Annotated in this window: 17 protein-coding genes and 1 pseudogene; 11 read left to right on the top strand and 7 right to left on the bottom strand. The window is 64.4% G+C overall.

Features of this window, described 5'->3' with window-relative positions; all coding sequences use genetic code 11:
* The first annotated feature begins 177 nt into the window (after positions 1–177).
* Positions 178–2,568, top strand: coding sequence for a TonB-dependent receptor (locus QIY50_06235; protein ID WGV21814.1), 2,391 nt, complete (start codon positions 178–180; stop codon positions 2,566–2,568).
* Positions 2,569–2,695: 127 nt separating this feature from the next.
* Here QIY50_06235 and QIY50_06230 read toward each other — a convergent pair.
* Positions 2,696–3,572: pseudogene (locus QIY50_06230) on the bottom strand (AraC family transcriptional regulator).
* Positions 3,573–3,834: 262 nt separating this feature from the next.
* Between QIY50_06230 and QIY50_06225 the strand changes: the two are divergent.
* A complete protein-coding gene (locus tag QIY50_06225; protein ID WGV21813.1) occupies positions 3,835–4,737 on the top strand; it encodes an EamA family transporter in 903 nt (300 codons plus the stop codon).
* A gap of 134 nt (positions 4,738–4,871) precedes the next feature.
* On the opposite strand, the gene QIY50_06220 is transcribed toward QIY50_06225, so the two are convergent.
* Positions 4,872–5,846 (bottom strand): D-glycerate dehydrogenase, encoded by a 975-nt coding sequence (locus tag QIY50_06220; GenBank protein WGV21812.1) that lies wholly within the window; start codon positions 5,844–5,846, stop codon positions 4,872–4,874.
* Between the two features lie 177 nt (positions 5,847–6,023).
* Positions 6,024–6,971 carry a LysR family transcriptional regulator gene (locus QIY50_06215; protein WGV21811.1) on the bottom strand — a complete coding sequence of 316 codons (948 nt, stop codon included), beginning with the start codon at positions 6,969–6,971 and terminating at the stop codon, positions 6,024–6,026.
* A gap of 191 nt (positions 6,972–7,162) precedes the next feature.
* On the opposite strand from QIY50_06215, the gene QIY50_06210 reads away from it, so the two are divergent.
* Genes QIY50_06210 through QIY50_06195 form a run of 4 tightly spaced genes read left to right on the top strand, consistent with a single transcriptional unit; the run spans position 7,163 to position 11,942 of the window.
* Positions 7,163–8,692: an efflux transporter outer membrane subunit gene (locus tag QIY50_06210; GenBank protein ID WGV21810.1), complete on the top strand. Its 1,530-nt coding sequence runs from the start codon at positions 7,163–7,165 to the stop codon at positions 8,690–8,692.
* Positions 8,689–10,866 carry an FUSC family protein gene (locus QIY50_06205; GenBank protein ID WGV21809.1) on the top strand — a complete coding sequence of 726 codons (2,178 nt, stop codon included), beginning with the start codon at positions 8,689–8,691 and terminating at the stop codon, positions 10,864–10,866. Before QIY50_06210 ends, QIY50_06205 begins: the two co-directional genes overlap by 4 nt.
* Before the next feature lie 4 nt (positions 10,867–10,870).
* Positions 10,871–11,071, top strand: a complete 201-nt coding sequence (locus tag QIY50_06200) for a DUF1656 domain-containing protein (protein WGV23011.1) — start codon at positions 10,871–10,873, stop codon at positions 11,069–11,071.
* A 10-nt stretch (positions 11,072–11,081) separates the two neighbouring features.
* The gene (locus tag QIY50_06195) at positions 11,082–11,942 is read left to right on the top strand and encodes an HlyD family secretion protein (GenBank protein ID WGV21808.1); all 861 of its coding nucleotides are present in this window, start codon (positions 11,082–11,084) and stop codon (positions 11,940–11,942) included.
* Between the two features lie 570 nt (positions 11,943–12,512).
* Here QIY50_06195 and QIY50_06190 read toward each other — a convergent pair.
* Positions 12,513–12,962 (bottom strand): universal stress protein, encoded by a 450-nt coding sequence (locus tag QIY50_06190; GenBank protein WGV21807.1) that lies wholly within the window; start codon positions 12,960–12,962, stop codon positions 12,513–12,515.
* A gap of 271 nt (positions 12,963–13,233) precedes the next feature.
* On the opposite strand from QIY50_06190, the gene QIY50_06185 reads away from it, so the two are divergent.
* From QIY50_06185 to QIY50_06165, 5 genes are all read left to right on the top strand, one after another.
* Positions 13,234–14,142: a LysR family transcriptional regulator gene (locus QIY50_06185; GenBank protein WGV21806.1), complete on the top strand. Its 909-nt coding sequence runs from the start codon at positions 13,234–13,236 to the stop codon at positions 14,140–14,142.
* A gap of 228 nt (positions 14,143–14,370) precedes the next feature.
* Positions 14,371–15,912, top strand: a complete 1,542-nt coding sequence (locus QIY50_06180; protein ID WGV21805.1) for an MFS transporter — start codon at positions 14,371–14,373, stop codon at positions 15,910–15,912.
* A gap of 28 nt (positions 15,913–15,940) precedes the next feature.
* Entirely contained in the window at positions 15,941–17,002 is a 1,062-nt protein-coding gene (locus QIY50_06175; GenBank protein WGV21804.1) for an HlyD family secretion protein, read from the top strand.
* Positions 16,999–18,450 (top strand): efflux transporter outer membrane subunit, encoded by a 1,452-nt coding sequence (locus tag QIY50_06170; protein ID WGV21803.1) that lies wholly within the window; start codon positions 16,999–17,001, stop codon positions 18,448–18,450. Before QIY50_06175 ends, QIY50_06170 begins: the two co-directional genes overlap by 4 nt.
* 139 nt (positions 18,451–18,589) lie before the next feature.
* Complete coding sequence (locus QIY50_06165; protein WGV21802.1) at positions 18,590–19,384, top strand: SDR family oxidoreductase; 795 nt, start codon at positions 18,590–18,592, stop codon at positions 19,382–19,384.
* A 130-nt stretch (positions 19,385–19,514) separates the two neighbouring features.
* Here the strand turns inward: QIY50_06165 and QIY50_06160 are convergent, their stop codons facing one another.
* From QIY50_06160 to QIY50_06150, 3 genes are all read right to left on the bottom strand, one after another.
* On the bottom strand, positions 19,515–20,327 hold the full coding sequence (locus tag QIY50_06160; GenBank protein WGV21801.1) for an SDR family oxidoreductase: 813 nt from the start codon (positions 20,325–20,327) through the stop codon (positions 19,515–19,517).
* A 151-nt stretch (positions 20,328–20,478) separates the two neighbouring features.
* A complete protein-coding gene (locus QIY50_06155) occupies positions 20,479–20,943 on the bottom strand; it encodes a multidrug transporter (protein ID WGV21800.1) in 465 nt (154 codons plus the stop codon).
* A gap of 97 nt (positions 20,944–21,040) precedes the next feature.
* Complete coding sequence (locus tag QIY50_06150; GenBank protein ID WGV21799.1) at positions 21,041–22,495, bottom strand: mannose-1-phosphate guanylyltransferase/mannose-6-phosphate isomerase; 1,455 nt, start codon at positions 22,493–22,495, stop codon at positions 21,041–21,043.
* Positions 22,496–22,511 lie beyond the last annotated feature (16 nt).

The following is a 22,511-nucleotide window of genomic DNA, read 5'->3' as shown; positions in this document are numbered from 1 at the left end:
CAGGTACTGCACCGGATTCAAAACTTGTGCAGTCCCTGTGGGAGCGGGCAAGCCCGCGAAGAGGCCGGCACAGCAAAAATTTTTCAGGCAACGGGTGAGGTAACAGGACGTGGCATCCGTGTAATGAGTGGAAGTGCGATTCATTCGCAGTCATATCCCTCTCACAGGTCAGCGTCCATGAAGTTCACCCCGCGTTGTGTCCCCCTCTGGCTAGGCCTTTCCGCGCTCCCGGCACTCGCTGTCTCCCCCCTGGCCTGCGCCGCCGAGCAACAGCAGGCGTACGCCTTCGCCCAGCCGGCGCAACCCCTGGCCCAGGCACTCAACGCCTTCAGCCGCACCACCGGCCAGGGTGTCGTCTACACCCTGGAACTGCCCGGCGTGCCGGCGCCGGCGCTGAACGGCAGGTTCAGCGCCGAGCAGGCCCTGCAACAGCTGCTGGGCACGACCGGGCTGGCCTGGCGCCGCGTCGATGCACGCACTTTCACCCTCGAAGCGGTGGACACCTCCGGCGCCCTCAACCTCCAGGCCACCACCGTGAGCTCGCAACTGGACGACTACAGCTACCAGCCCCCGGCTACCGCCTCGATCATGCGCGGGCAGGGCCCGAGCCAGGACATTCCCCAGGCAATCAACGTGGTACCGGCCCAGGTCATCCGTGACCAGGCCCCGCGCAACCTCGACGACGCCCTGGCCAACGTCAGCGGCATCACTCAGGGCAACAACTTTGGCGGCACCTCCGACACGGTGATGAAGCGCGGCTTCGGCGACAACCGCGACGGCTCGATCATGCGCGATGGCATGCCCGTCGTGCAGGGCCGCAACCTCAATGCCAGCACCGAGCGCGTCGAAGTGCTCAAGGGCCCGGCCTCGCTGCTGTACGGCATCCAGGATCCGGGCGGGGTGATCAACGTGGTCAGCAAGCGCCCACAACTGGCGCAGTACAACGCCCTGACCGTGCGCGGGTCCACCTACGGCAGCGGCAAGAACGGCAGCGGTGGCGGGCTCGACAGCACCGGTGCGCTGGGCGACAGCAACTTCGCCTATCGCCTGATCGTCGATCACGAAGATGAGGACTACTGGCGCAACTTTGGCGTGCACCGCGAATCGCTGGTGGCGCCGTCGCTGGCCTGGCTGGGCGAAGACACCCAGGTAGTGCTGGCTTACGAGCACCGCGAATTTCTCTATCCCTTCGACCGTGGCACGGCGTTCGGCAGCAACGGCCACCCGCTGGACATCCCGGCCACGCGGCGCCTGGACGAGCCGTTCAACGACATGGAAGGGCGTTCCGACCTGTACCGCCTGGAGGTCGACCACCAGCTGGCCGATGAATGGAAGCTGCACTTCGGCTACAGCTTCAACCGCGAAACCTATGATGCCAGCCAGGTGCGGGTGACCGGCGTGAATGAAAAAAGCGGCACGCTGTCGCGCAGCATCGACGGCACCCACAACGCCATGAGCCGTGACCAGTTCGCCACGCTTAGCCTGGCCGGTAATGTGCAACTGGCGGGGATGCAGAACGACCTGCTGTTCGGTGTCGATCATGAGGACCGCAAGATTTTCCGCGGTGACATGATTCGGCAGACCCCACAATCAGCCTTCAGCTATGTAAACCCGGTCTACGGTCAGGAAGTGGAGGGCACCACCGTAAAAGCTAGTGACAGCGACCAGACCGACAAGCTGCGCACCGATGCACTGTTTGTTCAGGACGCACTGCACCTGGACGATCATTGGATCCTGGTGGCCGGTGCGCGCTTCCAGCAGTTCGACCAGTATGCTGGCCGTGGCCGCCCGTTCAAGGCCAACACCGACATCAGTGGTCAGGCGTGGGTGCCGCATGCAGGTATCGTCTACAAGGTGGACGACCAGCTGTCGTTTTATGGCAGCTATAGCGAGTCGTTCAAGCCCAACTCGACTATCGCGCCGCTGGTCGGCAATGTGGTCCTCGACTCGTCGGTGGCGCCAGAGGAGGGCAAGTCCTGGGAGCTGGGCGCCAAGCTCGACATACCGGGCCGCATTACGGGTACTTTGGCGTTGTTCGATATCACCAAGCGCAACGTGCTCGTATCCAACTTTGATAACAGTACGCGCGAAACGGTGTACAGCAATGCTGGTGAGGTCAGCTCACGTGGCGTCGAGCTGGACCTGACCGGCCAGCTGAGTGAGCGCTGGAGCCTGATCGGCAGCTACGCCTTCACCGATGCGCAAGTGACCAAGGACCCAGACCTCAAGGGCAACCGCCTGCAGAACGTGGCCCGGCACAGTGGTTCGCTGTCGGCGGTTTATGACTATGGCAGCCTGTTCGGGGGCGATCGCCTACGCATCGGCGCAGGGGCCCGGTATGTGGGCGAGCGGGCGGGTAACCCGACCAACACCTTCGACCTGCCGTCCTATACCGTGGCCGATGCCTTCGCCAGCTACGAGACCCGGCTCGACGAGCACAAGGTGCTGCTGCAACTGAACGTGAAGAACCTGTTCGACAAGGTTTACTACAGCTCGGCGGTGAACCAGTACTTTGTGGCTATCGGGGATGCGCGGCAGGTGAGCTTGTCCAGCACCTTTGAGTTCTAGGTAGTTGGGGCCGCTTTGCGGCCCATCGCCGGCAAGCCAGCTCCCACAGGTTTAGTGACAAGTTCAGGCTTGTGAAAATCTTGTGGGAGCTGGCTTGCCGGCGATGGGCTGCAAAGCAGCCCCAACTTCACAAATTGAAGGCCAAACGGTACTCACCTGGTGTGGCACCAATGGCCTGGCGGAACCGGTTACTGAAATGGCTGGCACTGGCAAACCCGCACAACAGGGCAATCTCCCCCAACGGCATCACCCCCAGCCGCAACAGCTGGCAGGCCCGGTGCAGCCGCCGGGCCAGCACATACTGGTGCGGCGGCAGCCCGAAACTGGCGCGGAACATGCGCGCAAAGTGGTATTCGGACAGGTTGCAGCGCAAGGCCAGTTCACCCAGGGTGATGGGCTGGTCAAGGTGCGCTTCGATGTAGTCGACCATTTGCCGACGCAGGCTCGGTGCCAGCCCGCCTTTCAGGCGCAAGCCCTGGCGCAGCCCGACCTGGCTGAGCAGCGCATGGTCGACGATCTCGTGCGCAAGGCTGCTGGCCAGCAGGCGTTCGCCAGGTTCGTCCCAGTCCAGGGTTATCAGTTGGCGAAAGCGCGTGGCCTGCTGCGGGTCATCAAGAAAGGTCGCTTCCTGCAGTTGCAGCTCACGCGGATTCACGGTCGAGCAGGCGCACGCAGCCCAGGGCGAATTGCGCCTCGCTGACATACAGGTGTGCCAGGCGGATCGCGCCGTTGACCACCCAGTTGGACTCGTGCCCGGCCGGCATCACGCACAGCTTGTCGGGAGCCCCTTTGTCGCCCGGGCGCTGGCGGCGGAAGGTGCCGGTGCCGTCGGCGATGTAACACGACAGCGTGTGATGGCTCGGTGCCTGGTAGTCGCGGGCATCGTCGCGGTTGCTCCACAACGCCGCCGCCAGCCCGTCGCCCAGGTGCGCGCTCAGCTCCAGCCGGGCGTGGGGCGAGGCGTGCATGGCGTTGAACACTTGCAGCTGGGTGAGTGGGGTCATAGGCGGTTCCTCTTGCCAGCCATCCTACTGCGCTGAGGGATGGCTTACAGCTACCTGTGGGACAAATGCGCAAGTTTGTGCAAGCCGGGGAGGAGCCCGCGGATGAAACTGGAGGCCTCGGCGAGGGCTGCGCCCTCGATTCGCGGGTGAACCCGCTCCCACAGGGACCGCGCCAGCCTCGAGAGCAGCACGGTCCCTGTGGGAGCGGCTTTAGCCGCGAAGCGCCGAGCACCGATCTTGAAAGGCCCAAGGAACCGCCGCCATGAACCTGTCGCTCTACCTGCTCACTGTCCTGATCTGGGGCACCACCTGGATCGCCCTGAAACTCCAGCTGGGCGTGGTCGCCATTCCGGTCTCGATCGTCTACCGCTTTGCCCTGGCCGGCCTGATCCTGTTCGCCTTCCTGCTGCTTACCCGCCGCCTGCAGCCAATGAACCGGCGCGGCCACCAGATCTGCCTGGCCCAGGGCCTGTGCCTGTTCTGCGTCAACTTCATCTGCTTTCTCAGCGCCAGCCAGTGGATCGCCAGCGGCCTTATCGCCGTGGTGTTCTCCACCGCTACCCTGTGGAACGCGCTCAACGCGCGGATCTTCTTCGGCCAGAAGATCGCCAGCAATGTGCTCGGCGGCGGCGCCTTGGGGCTACTTGGCCTGGGGCTGCTGTTCTGGCCGGAGCTGTCCCACCACGCTGCCAGCCGCGAAACCCTATACGGCCTTGGCCTGGCCCTGCTCGGCACGCTGTGCTTCTCGGCCGGCAACATGCTGTCGAGCATGCAGCAGAAGGCCGGGCTCAAACCCATGACCACCAATGCCTGGGGCATGGTTTACGGAGCGGTGATGCTGGCGGTGTTCTGCGTGGTAAGCGGCGTGCCGTTCAGCATGGAATGGAATGTAAGGTATATCGGCTCGTTGCTGTACCTGGTGGTGCCGGGCTCGGTGATCGCCTTTACCGCCTACCTGACCCTGGTCGGGCGCATGGGGCCGGAGCGGGCAGCGTATTGCACGGTGCTGTTCCCCTTGGTGGCGCTGAATGTGTCGGCGGTGGCCGAGGGGTACCAGTGGACGGCACCGGCCTTGTTGGGGCTGGTGGCGGTGATGGCGGGGAATGTGCTGGTGTTTCGCAAGCCCAAGGCCAGGGTGGCTGAGGGTGTTGTGGTGGCCAAATAGGTGATGGGTTGCCTGTGCCGGCCCTTTCGCGGGCTCGCCCGCTCCCACAAGTACTGCACAGGCCTTCAGGGCGGTGGTGTACCTGTGGGAGCGGGCGAGCCCGGGAAAGGGCCAGGGCAGGCAGCAGGGGGCTATCAGCCCTTCCACACTTGAGGGTTCACCAGGTCCCGCGGCCGCTCACCCAGTAGCGCTGCACGCAGGTTGTCAATCGCCCGGTTGGCCATGGCCTCGCGGGTTTCGGCAGTGGCCGAGCCAACGTGCGGCAAGGTCAGTGCATTGGGCAGCTTGAACAGCGGCGAATCGCTCAGCGGCTCTTTCTCGTACACATCCAGGCCCGCACCGCGAATGGTGCCGTTCTGCAGTGCTTCGATCAGGGCAGCCTCGTCCACCACCGGCCCGCGGGCGATGTTGATCAGGAATGCGCTCGGCTTCATCAGTTGCAACTCGCGCGCACCGATCAGCTTGCGGGTGGCATCGGACAACGGCACCACGATGCAGACGAAATCGGCCTCAGCCAGCAGTTGCTCCAGGCTGCGGAATTGCGCGCCCAGCTCTTGCTCCAGCGCCGTCTTGCGGCTGTTGCCGGCATAGATGACCTGCATGTTGAAACCGAACCGGCCGCGACGGGCAATGGCGGCACCGATGTTGCCCATGCCGACGATGCCCAAGGTTTTGCCGTGCACATCGCTGCCGAAGTGGGCCGGGCCTACGGTGGCCTGCCAGTTGCCGGCCTTGGTCCAGGCATCCAGTTCGGCGGTGCGGCGGGCGCAGCCCATGATCAGCGAAAAGCCCAGGTCGGCGGTGCTTTCGGTCAGTACGTCGGGGGTGTTGGTCAGGGCGATGCCGCGTTCGTTGAAGTAGTCCAGGTCATAGTTGTCGTAGCCGACCGACACGCTGGACACCACCTCAAGCCTGGCCGCGCCTTCAAGCTGCGCCCGGCCGAGCTTGCGGCCAACGCCGATCAGGCCATGGGCTTCGGGCAGGGCTTCGTTGAACTGGGCATTGAGGTCGCCGAGTTTTGGGTTCGGCACGATCACGTTGAAGTCTTGCTGCAGGCGTTCGGCCATGGCCGGGGTGATACGGCTGAAGGCCAGGACGGTCTTTTTCATCGGGCAACTTCTCTGCAAGGCGTGGGACGGTGGGGGCTTCTTCGCGGGCACGCCCGCTCCCACAGGTACCGCACAGATTGAAGGCCTGCGCATTACCTGTGGGAGCGGGCGTGCCCGCGAATGGCCTGACAATGGTTAGCAACCTACCATTGTCCGACCCCGCAATGCAGCAGCTTTTTAGTTGGCGATCATCACCTGATGGGTTTTCAGGTCCGCCTCATGGGCTGCCAGAATCTCCGGCAGCGAGTTGCGAAGGTACTCGACCCAGGTCTTGATCTTGGCATCCAGGTACTGCCGCGACGGGTAGATGGCGTACAGGTTCAGTTCCTGCAGGCGGTACTCGGGCAGTACCCGCACCAGGCTGCCATCGCGCAGGCCCTCGATGGCCGAATAGATTGGCAGCACGCCTACGCCCATGCCGCTGCGGATCGCGGTCTTCATCGCGTCGGCAGTATTGACCATGAACGGCGAGCTGGTGATGTTGACCATTTCCTGGCCTTCCGGCCCGTCGAACAGCCATTTCTCCAACGGGATCACCGGGCTGACCATGCGCAGGCAGGCGTGCTTGAGCAGGTCGGCTGGCTTGTGCGCCACGCCATGCCGGGCGATATAGGCAGGCGAAGCGCAGACGATGCTGTAGGTAATGCCCAGGCGCTGCGACACGAACCCCGAGTCGGGCAGTTCGGTGGCCAGCACGATGGACACATCATAGCCCTCGTCGAGCAGGTCGGGTACGCGGTTGGCCATGGTCAGGTCGAAGGTCACGTCCGGGTGCGATTCGCGGTAGCGGGCGATGGCATCGACCACGAAATGCTGGCCAACCCCGGTCATCGAATGCACCTTCAACATCCCGGCCGGGCGGGCATGGGCGTCGCTGGCCTCGGCCTCGGCTTCTTCGACATAGGTAAGAATCTGTTCGCAACGCATCAGGTAGCGCTTGCCGGCTTCGGTCAGCGCAATGCGGCGGGTGGTACGGTTGAGCAGCCTTGTTTGCAGATGGGCTTCCAGGTTGGAGACCGCCCGCGACACGTTCGCGGTGGTTGTATCCAGTTGCCCGGCGGCAGCGGTAAAGCTGCCGAGTTGGGCTACGCAACTGAAAGCACGCATGTTTTGCAGGGTGTCCATGGGTCACTCTCGATGTAGAGGACAAAATTGTGTCACGAAGTAACGCAAAAGAGATGAAAAGTTGCCTTCGACCAAAGGCGGATTATCGCTGTTTTGGTAACAAAGATTCGCAGGAATCCACGCTTATCGCCAGTGCTGCCGCCCCCTAGAATTGCCCAGCCTCTTCACCTCTTCCTCGGGAAATCGCAGCTGTGCCGCGTCGCATCATCAGAACGCTCAATGCGTTCAGTGCCTGTGCCCTTGCCCTCGCCCTGAGCGGCTGTATCGGAACCTGGGGCATTGCCCCGCAAAGCAAGACGCTGCAAGCCAATACCCTGACCACCGACGCGGCCATACGCGAAGCCGCGACCGACGCCCACTGGCCCGACCAGCAGTGGTGGCACGCCTATGGCGACCCACAGCTGGACCGCTGGGTTGCCCTGGCCGTGGCCGGCAGCCCGAGCCTGGCCATGGCTGCGGCGCGGGTACGCGAAGCCAAGGCCATGGCCGGCGTGGTCGAGTCGGCGGAAAAGCTCCAGGCCAACGGCCAGGCCTCGCTCAAACGCCACAACTGGCCTGAAGACCAGTTCTACGGCCCCGGCGCGCTGTCCGGTGCCAACACCTGGGACAACAACGCCGCCATCGGTTTCAGCTACGCCCTCGACCTGTGGGGCCGTGACCGCAACGCCAGTGAGCAGGCTGTGGACCAGGCGCACATGAGCGTGGCCGAAGCCCGCCAGGCGCAGCTGGAGTTGCAGAACAACGTGGTGCGCGCCTACATCCAGCTGAGCCTGCACTTCGCCCAGCGCGATATCGTCAAGGCCGAGCTGGAACAGCAGGAGCAGATCCTGGCCCTGGCCAAACGCCGTCTGGATGCCGGTATCGGCACCCACTTCGAAGTCAGCCAGGCCGAAGCGCCGCTGCCGGAAACCCACCGCCAGCTCGACAGCCTCGACGAAGAAATTGCCCTGGCCCGCAACCAGCTGGCCGCCCTGGCCGGCAAGGGCCCGGGGGAGGGCGCGCAGTTGCAGCGCCCGAGCCTGGCCCTGGCCGCGCCACTGAAACTGCCGTCGAACCTGCCGGCCGAACTGGTCGGCCAGCGTCCCGACGTGGTTGCCAGCCGTTGGCAGGTAGCTGCCCAGGCGCGGGGCATCGATGTCGCCCATGCCGGCTTCTTCCCCAACGTCGACCTGGTCGGCAGCCTTGGTTTCATGGCAACCGGCGGCGGCCCGCTGGAGTTCCTCACCGGGCGCAAGTTCAACTACAACGTCGGCCCGGCCATCAGCCTGCCGATCTTCGACGGTGGCCGCCTGCGCTCGCAGCTGGGCGTGGCCTCGGCGGGCTATGACGTGGCCGTGGCGCGCTACAACCAGACTGTGGTCGGTGCGCTGAAGAACATCTCCGACCAGCTGATCCGCCGTGAGTCGATGAAGGAGCAGTCGCACTTCGCCGCTGAGTCGGTCGCGGCCGCGCAGAAAACCTACGACATCGCCATGGTCGCTTTTCAGCGTGGCCTTACCGACTACCTCAACGTGCTCAACGCGCAGACCTTGCTGTTCCGCCAGCAGCAGGTGCAGCAGCAGGTGCAGGCCGCCCGCCTGATCGCCCATGCCGAGCTGGTCACCGCCCTGGGCGGCGGCTTGCAGGCGGGTCAGGACGTGCCGACAGAGGAGCGCCAGGCCGCACCGAAAACCCCGGCCACGCTGGCCGTTTTCGACAAGAAGCCGGATAACGCCGAATGAGCACTTCCAGTTTGCCCGTGCGCTGGCTGCAGAGCCTGGAATGGCGCCGCGGCTTCTTTGCCTGGGCGCGCACCGACGGGGTGACCTGGGTGTACATCTTCAAGGTGCTGGCCGCTGCGTTCATCACCCTGTGGCTGGCCATGCGTCTGGAACTGCCGCAACCGCGCACGGCGATGATCACCGTGTTCATCGTCATGCAGCCGCAAAGCGGGCATGTGTTCGCCAAGAGCTTCTACCGCGTGCTCGGCACCCTGGCCGGCTCGGCGATGATGGTGGCGCTGATCGCCATCTTCCCGCAGAACACCGAGCTGTTCCTGCCCAGCCTGGCCCTGTGGGTCGGCCTGTGCTCGGCCGGTGCCATGCGCTACCGCACCTTCCGCGCCTATGGCTTCGTGCTGGCCGGCTACACCGCAGCGATGATCGGCCTGCCGGTGCTGCAGCACCCCGACCAGGCATTCATGGCGGCGGTATGGCGGGTGCTGGAAATCGCCTTGGGCATTCTGGTGTCGACCTTCGTCAGCGCCGCGATCCTGCCGCAGTCGGCCAGTGCCGCCATGCGCAACGCCCTGTACCAGCGCTTTGGCGTGTTCGCCGGGGTGGTAGTCGAGGCCCTGCGTGGCGACAGCCAGCGCGACCGTTTCGAGAGCAGCAACGTGCGCTTCGTCGCTGAAGCAGTGGGCCTGGAAAGCCTGCGCAACGTCACCGCCTTCGAAGACCCGCACATGCGCCGGCGCTCTGGCCGCCTGGTGCGCATGAACAGCGAGTTCATGGCCATCACCACGCGGTTCAATGCCCTGCACCGTTTGCTGGAGCGCCTGCGCGCCCGCGGCCCGCTGCAGATCGTCGGCGCCATCGAGCCGGGCCTGAACACCCTGGTGGAACTGCTGCAACCCTACGTGGGCCGGGCACTGACCGACGCCGATGCACTGCGCCTGACCCTGGAGCTGGCCGCCTACAAGGAAGGCCTGCAGGCCCAGGTGCGCGGCCTGCGCGCCGAGTACCTGGCGACCGGGCCGAGCGAATCCGACCTGCTCGACTTCCACACCGCCTTCGAGCTGCTCTACCGCTTCGTTGACGAAATGTACAGCTACGCCGAGACCCACGCCTCGCTGGCCGCACACCGGCACGAACGCGAGCAGTGGGATGAGCCCTACGTGGCGCAGACCAGCTGGCTGGTATCGCTTGCTGCCGGTGTGCGTGCCTCGGTGGTGCTGTTGCTGCTGGGCAGCTACTGGCTGCTCAGCGACTGGCCCAGCGGCGCCATGATGACCTTGATCGCTACCGTCACCGTGGGCCTCTCGGCGGCCTCGCCGAACCCCAAGCGCATGTCGTTCCAGATGGCCTGCGGTACAGCGATCGGTGCCTTCGTCGGCTTCTTCGAAACCTTCTTCGTGTTCCCCTGGATCGACGGATTCCCGCTGCTGTGCATGGTCCTGGCGCCAGTGTTCGTGCTGGGCGCGTTCCTTTCGTCACGGCCGGCCTATGCCGGCTACGGTATCGGCCTGCTGGTGTTCTTTGCCATCGGTTCGGTGCCGAACAACCTCACCGTGTATGACCCGTACACCTTCATCAACGACTACATCGGCATGGTCATCGGCATGTTCGTTTGCGCCGCTGCCGGGGCGATCATCCTGCCGCCCAACAGCCGCTGGCTGTGGAGCCGCCTGGAGCAGGAACTGCGCGAGCAGGTGCTGTTCGCCATCAGCGGCCGCCTGCGCGGCATCGGCACGGCCTTCGAAAGCCGCACCCGCGACCTGCTGCACCAGGCCTATGGCCTGGCAGCCGGCAAGCCGCAGGTGCAGAGCCAGTTGATGGGCTGGATGTTCACCGTGCTGGAAATCGGCCACGCCATCATCGAGCTGCGCAAGGAGCAGGCCCGTGCGCCGGTGCACCCGGCCTACGCCGAATCGCAGCCCTGGCGCCAGGCGATCCGCGTGATGGGCCGTGCCCTGGCCCGGCTGTTCCTGCAACCCAGCGCCAGCAACCACGAACGCGCGTTGGTGGCCGTGGACCATGCCATCGCCCGCGTGCAGGCCACCGACGAGCCCTTTGCCCGGCACTTCGACACGTCGGTGCTGCGCCGCGCACAAAGCTACCTGCACTTCATCCGTTCTTCCCTGCTCGACCCACAGTCGCCGTTGGCGCCGGCGAAAGGACTGCACGATGCTCCGTGAAACCATGCCCCGAGAAATCGCTTTCCATGGCGTGTACATGCCCACCATGACCTTGATGTTCCTGTTCGCCCTGGGCCTGGCCTGGGGGCTGGACCGGTTCATTGCCAGCCATGATGGCTATCGCTTCTTCTGGCACCCGGCGCTGTTGCGTCTGAGCCTGTTCGTCTGCCTGTTCGGCGCCCTGGCGCTGTCGCTCTACTGGTGAGAATCCTTCGATGAAAAAGTTCTTCAGCCTGATCGCCACCCTGTTGGTGCTGGCCGCTGCCGTGGTGATCGGTCGCCAGTTGTGGCTGCATTACATGACCACGCCATGGACCCGCGACGGCCGTGTGCGTGCCGACATCATCAACGTCGCTGCCGACGTGCCTGGCTATGTGGTGGATGTGCCGGTCAAGGACAACCAGCGCGTGAAAAAGGGCGACTTGCTGATCCAGATCGACCCCGAGCACTACCAACTGGCGGTTGATCAGGCCAAGGCGCAGGTTGCATCGCGCAAGGCCACCTGGGAAATGCGCAAGGTCAATGCCAAGCGCCGTGCCGACATGGACAACCTGGTGATTTCCAAGGAAAACCGCGACGACGCCAGCAACATCGCCAACTCGGCCCAGGCCGATTACCAGCAGGCCCTTGCCGAACTGGCTGCCGCCGAGCTGAACCTCAAGCGTACCCAGATCGTGGCCACGGTGGACGGCTACGTGACCAACCTGAACATCCACAAGGGGGACTATGCGCGTACCGGTGAGGCGGTAATGGCGGTGGTCGACGAAAACTCGTTCTGGGTATACGGGTTCTTCGAGGAGACCAAGCTGCCGCATGTGAAGGTGGGTGACCCGGCCGAGCTGCAGATGATGAGTGGCGAGCGCATCAAAGGCCATGTGGAGAGCATCGCCCGCGGCATCTACGACCGCGACAACCCACAGAGCCGCGAGCTGATTGCTGACGTAAACCCCACCTTCAACTGGGTGCGCCTGGCGCAGCGGGTGCCGGTGCGCATTCATATCGATGAAGTGCCGGAAGGGTTTTTGCTGGCGGCGGGGACTACCTGTACGGTGGTGGTGAAGCCGAGCGAGGGATAGGGTTGGACCAATTTACGGGTTTAGGAAAAGGACTACACGAGGGTAAGAAGCGGATGTTATGAGACACCTGTAGCCCGCGTTGCACAATGCCGTTTTCTCGTCGCACGCAGTTTGCATTGCTAGCGAGCCGGAAAAGAAATGGCCCCGGTAGACGGGGCCATTGATACGTACCTAGCGTCATCACCAGCATGACCATCAGGTCTTCTGGGAGAGGGCGGCATAGGGCTGCATCGCGAATGCTAATACAGGAAGGACGAGTTTGACAAACCAGGACTGGAGCCAATTTCTTGAGCAGGCTTTTTCCAAGCCTCGCCTTGCTCGATACGCCATCAACCCTCGTAAAACCGCTGCCGCTACTGCGTAAAAGGTATTGAACCTGATTCGGGATCTACGCAATCGAGCAGCTCACCACGATGCCTTGCTCTGGTTGGACCCCGATATTCGTCAACGGCATCTGCTGTGCCTGGAAGTTATTGGTTGGGTAAGCCCGGAGTTGAAGCCCTGGCTTACCCGTTATGATGGTTTTCCCGAAGCATGGTCAAACTGGGTTTGCGGCACCGCCCATGACTGCTAACAAGCAGGCCCCACCAACACCGGTACCTTCACCCGGTCGATCACCTTCGCGCTGATCGACGGGTCCAGCATCCGCCCCAGCCGCGACAGGTGGCGGTGGCCCATGATGATCAGTTCGCAGTTCAGCTCCTGCGCCTTGGCCACGATCGCCTCGACCGGTTGCCCGGCGACCATGCAGCCCTGGCTGGCGAAGCCGGCTTGTTGCAACGTGCGTACAGCCTCGGCCACGGCCTGGTCGGCCTGGTGCTGCTCTTCGCAGGCGGCGGGGTATTCTTCCAGTTCTTCCGTGGTATAGGGCGCGGGTTGGTCGTGGACGGCGAAGGTAGAGTCGATGGCCAGCAGCACGTGCAGTTCGTGCTCGCCGGGGCGACAGAATTGGCGGGCGAGGGTGAGCAGGGCGGTGGAGGCGGGGGAGGCGTCGATAGCGATCAGGACGGGGCTGGGCATTGGGGATCCTTATTGCAGGCTGGCTGAGTGGTTGTATGTTCTGGCCCTTTCGCGGGCAAGCCCGCTCCCACAGGGACTGCACAGGTTTCGAGTGCTGTGGTGTACCTGTGGGAGCGGGCTTGCCCGAGAAAGGGCCGAACCTGCCATACATCATTCTTGGCCCAATTCACTGCCTGAATAAATGCCCCACCACGCACGAGCGCATTGCGTCTGGTGCAATCCAGCAACCTGCTACCATCGCGATTCCCCACAGCTGTAACGGAAAACGGCCATGCAACTCCCGGACATGAACCTGCTCGTCGCCCTCGATGCCCTGCTCGACGAGGGCAGCGTGGTTGGCGCGGCGCAGCGCATGAACCTGAGCCCGGCGGCGATGAGCCGGACCTTGGGGCGTATCCGCGAGGCACTGGGTGATCCGATCCTGGTGCGCGCCGGCCGTGGCCTGGTGCCGACGCCTCGGGCGCTGGCCCTGCGCGAACAGGTGGCAGCATTGGTGGAACAGGCTGGAGAGGTGTTCCGCAGTGCCGACGAGGTCGACCTGGGCAAGCTCGACCGAGCCTTCAACATTCGCACCAATGACCTGTTCATCGCCCTCTACGGCGCCCAATTGCTGCGGCGCATGCATGAACAGGCGCCGCGCACGGTGCTGCGCTTCGTGCCGGAAAGCCCTGGCGGTGACGACGACAGCGTACTGCGCGACGGGCGTACCGACCTGATCATCAGCTCGACCGTGGACCTGGGCCCGGAAATCAAGGTGCAGAGCCTGTTCCAGACCTACTATGTCGGCCTGGCTCGGCGTGACCACCCGATCTTTGACCAGCCGATCACGCCGACCAGCTTTGCCAGCTATTCACAGATCAGCGTGTCCCGCCGTGGTCGGGCCAATGGGCCGATCGATGTTGAGCTGGCCAACTTCAAGGTGCAGCGGCGGGTGGCGCTGATTACCCCGAGCTTTCACTCGGCGCTGTTCTCGTTGCCGGATTCCGACCTGATCCTGCCGATGCCGGCGAATATCCTCAACAGCGTACACAAGCTCGGGCTGCCGCTGCGTTCGTTCGAGATCCCGGTGCCGCTGGAGCGGGTGACCGTGCTGCAGGCGTGGCACCCGAGGTTTCACAATGACCCGGCGCATCGATGGTTGCGGCAGACCCTGAAGGCTTGCTGCAGTGTCGACCCTTGATTGCCTTTGAGGGCCTTATCGCCGGCAAGCCAGCTCCCACAGGATCGGTGCCTGTCTCGAAGGCTACGCAGTACCCTGTGGGAGCTGGCTTGCCGGCGATAGGGCCAGACCTGCAAAAGGTGGATTGCGTCCAACGCAACATAAACCTGCCAAGAAGTCAGTTTTCGTCAGCATTCGACCTTCTTAGACTTGCTCCAGTCGCAAATTTGTTGCTGGAGATGTCTGCCCATGAATTCCCTGTCCGCCCCGTCTGCCGCGATTGCCGCCGCCCCCGCGCCGGCCGCGCCTGCGCAGACTGCGTTCGGCCTGCAGGTAGTGGTCGGGTTGTTCGGTGTGTTGCTGGCCGTATTGTGCGCGGGCCTAAACGAGTCGGTGACCAAGATCTCCCTGGCCGATATCCGCGGCGCCATGGGCATCGGTGCCGACGAAGGCGCCTGGCTGCTGGCGGTTTACAGCGCCGCCTCGGTCTCGGCCATGGCCTTCGCGCCATGGCTGGCCACCACGTTCTCGCTGCGGCGCTTCACCATGAGCGCTATCGGCCTTTTCGCCGTGCTCGGCCTGCTGCAACCGTTCGCCCCCAACCTGCACAGCCTGATGCTGCTGCGTGTGCTTCAGGGCTTCGCCTCTGGCGCCTTGCCGCCGATGCTGATGAGCGTGGCCCTGCGCTTCCTGCCACCGGGCATCAAGGTCTATGGCCTGGCCTGCTATGCCCTCACCGCCACCTTCGGCCCCAACCTCGGCACGCCGCTGGCAGGGCTGTGGACCGAATACGTCGGCTGGCAGTGGGCGTTCTGGCAGATCATCCTGCCCTCGGCGCTGGCCATGTTCTGCGTCGGCTGGGGCTTGCCGCAGGACCCGCTGCGCCTGGAGCGCTTCAAGCAGTTCGACTGGCGCGGTGTGCTGCTCGGCTTGCCCGCCATCAGCTGCATCGTGCTGGGCCTGTCGCTGGGTGACCGCTGGGGTTGGTTCGATTCGCCGCTGATCTGTTGGCTGCTCGGTGGCGGCCTGCTGTTGCTGGTGCTGTTCATGTACAACGAATGGTCCGAGCCGCTGCCATTCTTCCAGTTGCGCATGCTGTCGCGGCGCAACCTGAGTTTCGCCCTGGTGACCCTGGCTGGTGTGCTGATCGTGCTCTCGGGCGTGGGCAGCATTCCGTCGGCCTACCTGGCGCAGATCCAGGGCTACCGCCCGGCGCAGACCAGCCCGCTGATGATGCTGGTAGCCATGCCGCAGCTGATTGCCCTGCCGCTGACGGCGACGCTGTGCAACATCCGCGCGGTGGACTGCCGTTGGGTGCTGGGCATCGGCCTGGCGATGCTGGCGGTGTCCTGTGTGGGCAGCAGCCTGCTGACCAGCGAGTGGATCCGTGGCGACTTCTACCCGTTCTACCTGCTGCAGGTGTTCGGCCAGCCAATGGCAGTGCTGCCGCTGCTGATGCTGTCCACCAACGGCATGACCCCGCAGGAAGGTCCGTTTGCCTCCAGCTGGTTCAACACCGTCAAGGGCCTGGCCGCGGTAATCGCCGGTGGCCTGCTGGACGCCCTTGGCACCCTGCGTCGGCACTTTCATTCCAACCACCTGGTGGACAGCCTGGGCAACGCCCCGTTGGTCGACGATAACGCAGCCGGCCTGGCCAGGCGCATCCACGACCAGGCGCTGGTGCTGACCTCGGCTGACCTGTACCTGGTCATGGCCTGCATTGCCGTGGCCCTGATCTGCCTGATTCCTTTCGTGCCTACCCGGGTCTATCCGCCGCGCGCGGTGGCCTGAACCCTGGATGAATTCGAGAACCACTGAAATGACCAACAACCGCAAAACCCTGTTCATCGGCTCGGTGCTTGCCGTGGCCGTGCTGGCCGGCATCGTCGGCCCCTGGATGTTCGGCAGCGACCACCGCCAAAGCACCAATGACGCCTATGTGATTGCCGACTACACCGTGGTCGCGCCCAAGGTCGCCGGCTTCATCAAGGAGGTGCTGGTGGAAGACAACCAGCAGGTCAAGGCCGGCCAGTTGCTGGCGACCATCGATGCCCGTGACTACCAGGCCGCGCTGGATGCCGCACAGGCACAGTTGTTGGTGGCCCAGGCGCAAAGCGCCGATGCTCGCGCCACCCTCGAGCGCCAGGCCTCGCTGATTGCCCAGGCTGAGGCAGCAGTGAAAGCGGCCCAGGCCGAAGCTGCGTTCGCCGACCATGAGGTCAACCGCTACAGCCGCCTGGCCGAGCAGGGTGCCGGCACTGTGCAGAATGCCCAGCAGGCGCGCAGCGGGGTCGACCAGGCCCGCGCGCGCCTGGCCAATGCCCAGGCGGCACTGGTCGCGGCACGCAAGCAGGTGGATATCCTTGCCGCCCAGGTGGCCAGTGCCGACGGGCAGCTGAAGCGGGCCGAGGCGGGGCTGGAAAAGGCCCGGCTCGATCTGTCCTATACCCGCATCACCGCGCCGGTGGACGGCATGGTCGGCGAGCGCGCCTTGCGTGTCGGTGCCTACGTCAACCCGGGCGCCCGCCTGCTGTCGGTGGTGCCGTTGCAGCAGGCCTATGTGGTCGGCAACTTCCAGGAAACCCAGCTGACCCACGTACAGCCTGGCCAGGCCGTGAGCATCAGTGTCGACACCTTTGCCGGCGAGAAGCTGCAAGGCCATGTGCAAAGCATCGCCCCTGCCACCGGCGTGACCTTCGCCGCGGTCAAGCCGGACAACGCTACCGGCAACTTCACCAAGGTGGTGCAGCGCATCCCGGTGAAGATCGTTTTCGATGACGGCCAGCCGCTGCTTGCCCGCCTGCGCGTCGGCATGTCGGTGGAGGCGACCATCGATACCCGCGGCGACAAGCTGGACGGCAAAGAGGTAAGTGCACGATGAAACCGGCATTACGCTTGAGCCCGTTGCTGCTGGCTGCGCTGATGGCCGGCTGCACCTTGGGCCCGGACTTCCTGCGCCCTGACAGCCAGGCACCGCAACAGTGGGCTCCGCTGCAAGGCGAGGCGGCGGCCAGCCAGCCGCAGGCCGAACCGCTGGAACTGCGCTGGTGGGAGAGCTTCCATGATGCCCGCCTGAGTGCCTTGATCCAGCGCGTTGCCGAGCGCAACCTCGACCTGCAGATGGCCAGCGCCCGCCTGTTGCAAAGCCGCGCCCTGCGCAGCACCGTGGCTGCGGACGAAGTACCGTCGGTGGGTGTGAATGCCGGCTACAGCCGCGCGCGCAACAGTGGTGAAGGCCTGAGCGACCCGTCCGGCAAGGCAGGCAAGGAAGCCTTCAATCTCTGGCAGGGTGACTTGGTGGCGGGTTGGGAGCTGGACCTGTGGGGCCGCGTGCGGCGCCAGGTCGAGGCTGCCGATGCCACGGTCGAAGTGGCCGAGAACGACCGCCGTGGCGTGCTGCTGGCATTGCTTGCGGAAACCGCTGGTAACTACATCCAGCTACGCGCCGTGCAGCACACCATCGATGTGACCCGCGACAACCTCGAGGTCGCCCGGCACAGCCTGAAGTTGTCCGAAAACCGCCAGGCCGAAGGTGTCGCCACGCGCCTGGACGTGGCCCAGGCCAGTGCCCAGGTCGCCTCGATCGAGTCGCGCCTGCCAAGCCTGGAAGCACGGCGCGATGACCTGATCAATGCCCTCAGCCTGCTCGCCGCCGAACCGCCGCGCAGCCTGCAGGCCGAGTTGCTGCTGGGCGGCGAACTGCCTGCGCCGCAGCAGACCTTCGCCATTGGATTGCCGTCCGAACTGGCCGAGCGCCGCCCGGACATTCGCCAGGCCGAAGCCCGCCTGCATGCCGCCACCGCCAGCATTGGCGTGGCCAAGGCCGACTTCTACCCGAGTATCCGGCTGTCGGGCAGTGTCGGGTTCCAGGCCATGCAGCTGTCCGATTTCGGCGCGTGGGATGCGCGCCGTTTCGCCTTCGGGCCACAGCTGTCGCTACCGATCTTCGAGGGTGGCCGGCTCACGGGCACCCTGGAACTGCGCGAGGCGCAGCAGCAGGAAGCGGCGCTCAACTACCGCAAGGTGGTGCTGGGTGCCTGGCATGAAATCGATGATGTGCTACGCCTGTACAACGCCAGCCAGTTGCGCCGCGATCACTTGGCCGAGGCAGTGCGGCAGAACCGCATCGCCCTGGAAACTGCCCAGCGTCAGTATGTGGAAGGGGCGGTGGACTTTCTCAATGTGCTGACGGTGCAGGGTGCATTGCTGGCCAGCGAGGAGCAGTGGATTGACAGTTCGGCGGCGGTGTCGCAGGCACTGGTGGGGCTGTACAAGGCCCTGGGTGGCGGCTGGCAGGCGTTTGATGAGCAGCCTGTGAAGAAAGTGTGATTTTGGGGGCCGCTTTGCGACCCATCGCGACACAAGGCCGCTCCTACAGGGGATTGCGCCCGCCTGTAGGAGCGGCCTTGTGTCGCGATGGGCTGCAAAGCAGCCCCCTGCGATTTCCCAGACAGACGAGGAGGCACAGATGCACATTTCCCTGAACGGCAAGCGCGCCATCGTCAGCGGCTCCACCGCCGGCATCGGCCTGGCCATCGCCATCGGCCTGGCCGAGGCGGGGGCCGAAGTGGTCCTCAATGGGCGTACCCAGGCCCGGGTCGACGAAGCCCTCAAAGTTGTGCGCGAGCGTCTGCCACAGGCGCGCATCATTGGCATCGCTGCCGACCTGGGCACCCAGGCAGGGGCACAGACGCTGTTCGACCAGGTGCCGCATACCGACATCCTGGTCAACAACCTGGGTATCTTCGAGCCCAAGCCGTTCTTCGAGATCGGGGATGAGGACTGGCAGCGTTTCTTCGACGTCAATGTGCTCAGTGCCGTTCGCCTGTCGCGCCACTATGCCCAAGGCATGGCCGAACGCAAATGGGGGCGGGTGGTGTTCCTGTCCAGTGAGTCGGCGCTGCAGATCCCGACCGAGATGATTCATTACGGCATGACTAAGACTGCGTTGCTTGCGGTGTCACGCGGGCTGGCCGAGACCCTGGCCGGCACTGGGGTGACGGTGAATTCGGTGTTGCCGGGGCCTACGCGTTCGGAAGGTGTGGGCGACTTCTTTGCCAAGCTGGCCGAGGAGCAGGGGGTGTCGACTGAAGAGCTGGAAGCCAACTTCCTTGCCGAGCACCGGCCGACCTCGCTGATCAAGCGGCTGGCGACGGTGGAGGAGGTGGCGAACATGGTGGTGTACCTGGCATCGATGCAGGCCAGTGCCACTACCGGGGCTGCATTGCGGGTTGACGGCGGGGTGCTGCGTTCCATTGCCTGATCTGTTTTTCCTGTACCGGCCTCTTCGCGGGCTTGCCCGCTCCCACAGGTACTGCACAGTACTCAAGAGCTGTGGAGTACCTGTGGGAGCGGGCGAGCCCGCGAAGAGGCCAGCACAGGCAACCAATCAATCAGAGCGGGCGCAGCAGGCCAAACCGCTTGCGCAACGCCCAATCCAGCACCCGCCGCGGCAGCAGCCGGGCCATCAACGGCAACGCCGTGCTGCCATTGCCCAATCGCACCACCGCCGGCACCGGCGACTTCCCGACCGCCGCCAGCACGCCCTGGGCAAACACCGCGGCCGAAGTAGGCTTGTCCTGCGAGGCCCGCGCACGGGCCTGTACCTGCTCGCGCAACGGCCACCATGCCGAATCCGCAGCCAGCACCTGCTCGGCCTGGCGCTGTGCATTGCTGGCGAACTGCGAGGCAATCGCTCCGGGCTGCACTTCCATGACTTGCACACCGAACGGCGCCAGTTCCAGGCGCAAGGCATCGCTCAGGGCATGCACGGCTGCTTTCGAGGCGCAGTAGGCGCCGGCGAACGGGGTGACCAGCACGCCTGATACGCTGCCGATGTTCACCACCAGGCCTCGTGACCGGCGTAGGTGCGGGAACAATGCGCGGGTAACGCCAACCACAGCGAAGACGTTGGTTTCGAACTGCTGGCGCAGGGCATCCACTCCTCCATCGAGCAACGGGCCCATGGCGCCGTAGCCGGCGTTGTTGATCAGGATGTCGAGGCTTGGCAGCTCCTCGGCAAGGCGGGCCAGGGCCTCACTGTCGTTCACGTCCAGTTGCCGGGCGGTGTAACCGGCGGCGTTCAGTTGCTCGACGTCCTCAGGTTTGCGGGCGGTTGCCCAAACGTGATGGCCGGCATCGCGGAAGGCATCGGCCAGGGCGCGGCCGATGCCGCTGGAACAACCGGTGATCAGGACGGTGGGCATGGTTGGGGCCTGTTGTCGGGGGAAGTTGGTGTTGCCTGTGCCGGCCTCTTCGCGGGCTCGCCCGCTCCCACAGGTACTGCACAGTACTCAAGAGCTGTGGAGTACCTGTGGGAGCGGGCGAGCCCGCGAAGAGGCCAGTACAGACGATACATTAGTTGGCAAACGTACCTTGCAGGTGCTCTGCACGAAACTCCAGGGTCTGTGGCCGGTACCCGGAGCGCAGTGGCGGCAGTGGCAGGCAGTCTTTCCACTCGGCCCCTGGCTGCAGTTCACCCGGCCCACGGTAGCGCGGGGCGTTGTAGGTATTCTCGGCCAGGTTCACGGTATCGCCCGGCGCATACGCCGCCACCCGCCAGCGCAATTCGGTGAGCGGCACGTCGTTGCCGTTCTTCATGCGTACCTGCAGGGCACGGTCGGCGGGGCAGTGTTCAGGGGCGTAGGTCAGACGCAGGTCCAGACGGGCCAGTTGCGAGGTTTCGCGGGTGTCCTGCCAGACCACGAACAGGGCCACCAGGCCCAGGCCACAAACGGCAGCCAGCGAAATCGGCAGGGCCTTGGCCGGGTAGCGCAACAGCAGTACCAGCCAGGTGAGGATGAGGAAGGCACCGATGATCATGGGGCTTGCAGACCTTGATTGTGCGGGGTCTGACCATCGTAGCCCGAAATGGGGAGTGGCTCAAAAAGCGGGGCCGCAAAGCGGCCCCAGGGTTGCATTACTGCGCGATGGTCTTCACCGAAACACCACGCTCGATCGGCGTGGAGGTACGGCCGTAAACATCCTCGAAGCGCTCGATGTCATCCTCGCCCAGGTAGCTGCCGGACTGCACTTCGATGATCTCCAGCGGAATCTTGCCCGGGTTGCGCAGGCGGTGCACCGAGGCGATCGGGATGTAGGTCGACTGGTTCTCGGTCAGCAGGAACACGTTCTCGTCACAAGTCACCTCGGCAGTGCCGGACACCACGATCCAGTGCTCGGCGCGGTGGTGGTGCATCTGTAGCGACAGGCTGGCACCCGGCTTGACGGTAATGTGCTTGACCTGGAAGCGGCCGCCCATGTCCACCGAGTCGTACGAGCCCCACGGGCGATACACTTCCAGGTGGTTCTGGGTTTCGCTGCGGCCCTGCTCGTCAAGGGTCTTGACCATCTGCTTGACGCCCTGGACCTTGTCCTTGTGGGCAATCATCATGGCGTCCTTGGTCTCGACCACCACGATGTTCTCCAGGCCGATCACCGACACCAGCTTGCCGTTGCCGTGGATCATGCAGTTGTGGCTGTCCTGCACCACCACATCGCCCTTGGTGACGTTGCCGTTGTCGTCCTTCTCGTGCACTTCCCACAACGACGACCAGCAGCCCACGTCGCTCCAGCCGGCCGACATCGGCACCACGCAGGCGCGCTGGGTCTTTTCCATCACCGCGTAGTCGATGGAGTTGTCCGGGCAGCAGGCGAAGGTGGCTTCGTCGATGCTCAGCACATCACCGTCTTCCTGGCTGCGCTCCAGGGCCAGCACACAGGTGTCGTAGATGTCGCCGTCGTGCTTCTTCAATTCTTCCAGGAAGCGGCTGGCACGGAACAGGAACATGCCGCTGTTCCAGAAGTAACCGCCAGCCTGGACGAACTCGGCGGCGCGTTTTTCGTCGGGTTTCTCGACGAACTGCGCCACCCGCGCCACGCCCTCAGGCAGCAGGGCGTCCTGGCTGGAACGGATGTAGCCGTAACCGGTTTCCGGCTTGGTCGCCGGCACACCGAACAGCACCATCTCGCCACGCTCGGCGGCCACGGTGGCCAAGGCCAGGGCCCGTTGCAGTGCCTTCTGGTCATCGATCACGTGGTCGGCAGGCAGCACCAGCATCAACTCGTCGCGACCTTCGTTGACCAGCTTCATGGCAGCCATGGCCACGGCCGGCGCGGTATTGCGGCCGAACGGTTCCATCAGGATGCCTTGGGTTTCCAGCTTCAGCGCGGCCAGTTGCTCCTGCACGATGAATTTGTGGTCCTTGTTGCAGACCACGATCGGCGTGTCCATGCCTTCGAACACCAGGCGCTCGAGGGTTTGCTGGAACAGGGTGTGTTCACCGGTCAGGGCCAGGAACTGTTTGGGGAACTGCTTGCGCGACAGAGGCCACAGACGCGAACCGCTACCACCAGAAAGAATTACCGGGATCATCATGTTTCTCCAATAG

Source organism: Pseudomonas putida, from assembly GCA_029953615.1.
GTDB lineage: Bacteria > Pseudomonadota > Gammaproteobacteria > Pseudomonadales > Pseudomonadaceae > Aquipseudomonas.
This window is presented reverse-complemented; position numbering and strand designations above follow the sequence as displayed.

Bases quoted from the DNA above. Each gene is read 5' to 3' on its own strand.
- QIY50_06215 (WGV21811.1), bottom strand. From the start codon at position 6,971: ATGGACACCCTGCAAAACATGCGTGCTTTCAGTTGCGTAGCCCAACTC.
- QIY50_06190 (WGV21807.1), bottom strand. From the start codon at position 12,962: ATGCCCAGCCCCGTCCTGATCGCTATCGACGCCTCCCCCGCCTCCACC.
- QIY50_06195 (WGV21808.1), top strand. From the start codon at position 11,082: ATGAAAAAGTTCTTCAGCCTGATCGCCACCCTGTTGGTGCTGGCCGCT.
- QIY50_06205 (WGV21809.1), top strand. From the start codon at position 8,689: ATGAGCACTTCCAGTTTGCCCGTGCGCTGGCTGCAGAGCCTGGAATGG.
- QIY50_06180 (WGV21805.1), top strand. From the start codon at position 14,371: ATGAATTCCCTGTCCGCCCCGTCTGCCGCGATTGCCGCCGCCCCCGCG.
- QIY50_06185 (WGV21806.1), top strand. From the start codon at position 13,234: ATGCAACTCCCGGACATGAACCTGCTCGTCGCCCTCGATGCCCTGCTC.
- QIY50_06235 (WGV21814.1), top strand. From the start codon at position 178: ATGAAGTTCACCCCGCGTTGTGTCCCCCTCTGGCTAGGCCTTTCCGCG.
- QIY50_06155 (WGV21800.1), bottom strand. From the start codon at position 20,943: ATGATCATCGGTGCCTTCCTCATCCTCACCTGGCTGGTACTGCTGTTG.
- QIY50_06200 (WGV23011.1), top strand. From the start codon at position 10,871: ATGCCCCGAGAAATCGCTTTCCATGGCGTGTACATGCCCACCATGACC.
- QIY50_06165 (WGV21802.1), top strand. From the start codon at position 18,590: ATGCACATTTCCCTGAACGGCAAGCGCGCCATCGTCAGCGGCTCCACC.
- QIY50_06220 (WGV21812.1), bottom strand. From the start codon at position 5,846: ATGAAAAAGACCGTCCTGGCCTTCAGCCGTATCACCCCGGCCATGGCC.
- QIY50_06170 (WGV21803.1), top strand. From the start codon at position 16,999: ATGAAACCGGCATTACGCTTGAGCCCGTTGCTGCTGGCTGCGCTGATG.
- QIY50_06225 (WGV21813.1), top strand. From the start codon at position 3,835: ATGAACCTGTCGCTCTACCTGCTCACTGTCCTGATCTGGGGCACCACC.
- QIY50_06150 (WGV21799.1), bottom strand. From the start codon at position 22,495: ATGATCCCGGTAATTCTTTCTGGTGGTAGCGGTTCGCGTCTGTGGCCT.
- QIY50_06175 (WGV21804.1), top strand. From the start codon at position 15,941: ATGACCAACAACCGCAAAACCCTGTTCATCGGCTCGGTGCTTGCCGTG.
- QIY50_06160 (WGV21801.1), bottom strand. From the start codon at position 20,327: ATGCCCACCGTCCTGATCACCGGTTGTTCCAGCGGCATCGGCCGCGCC.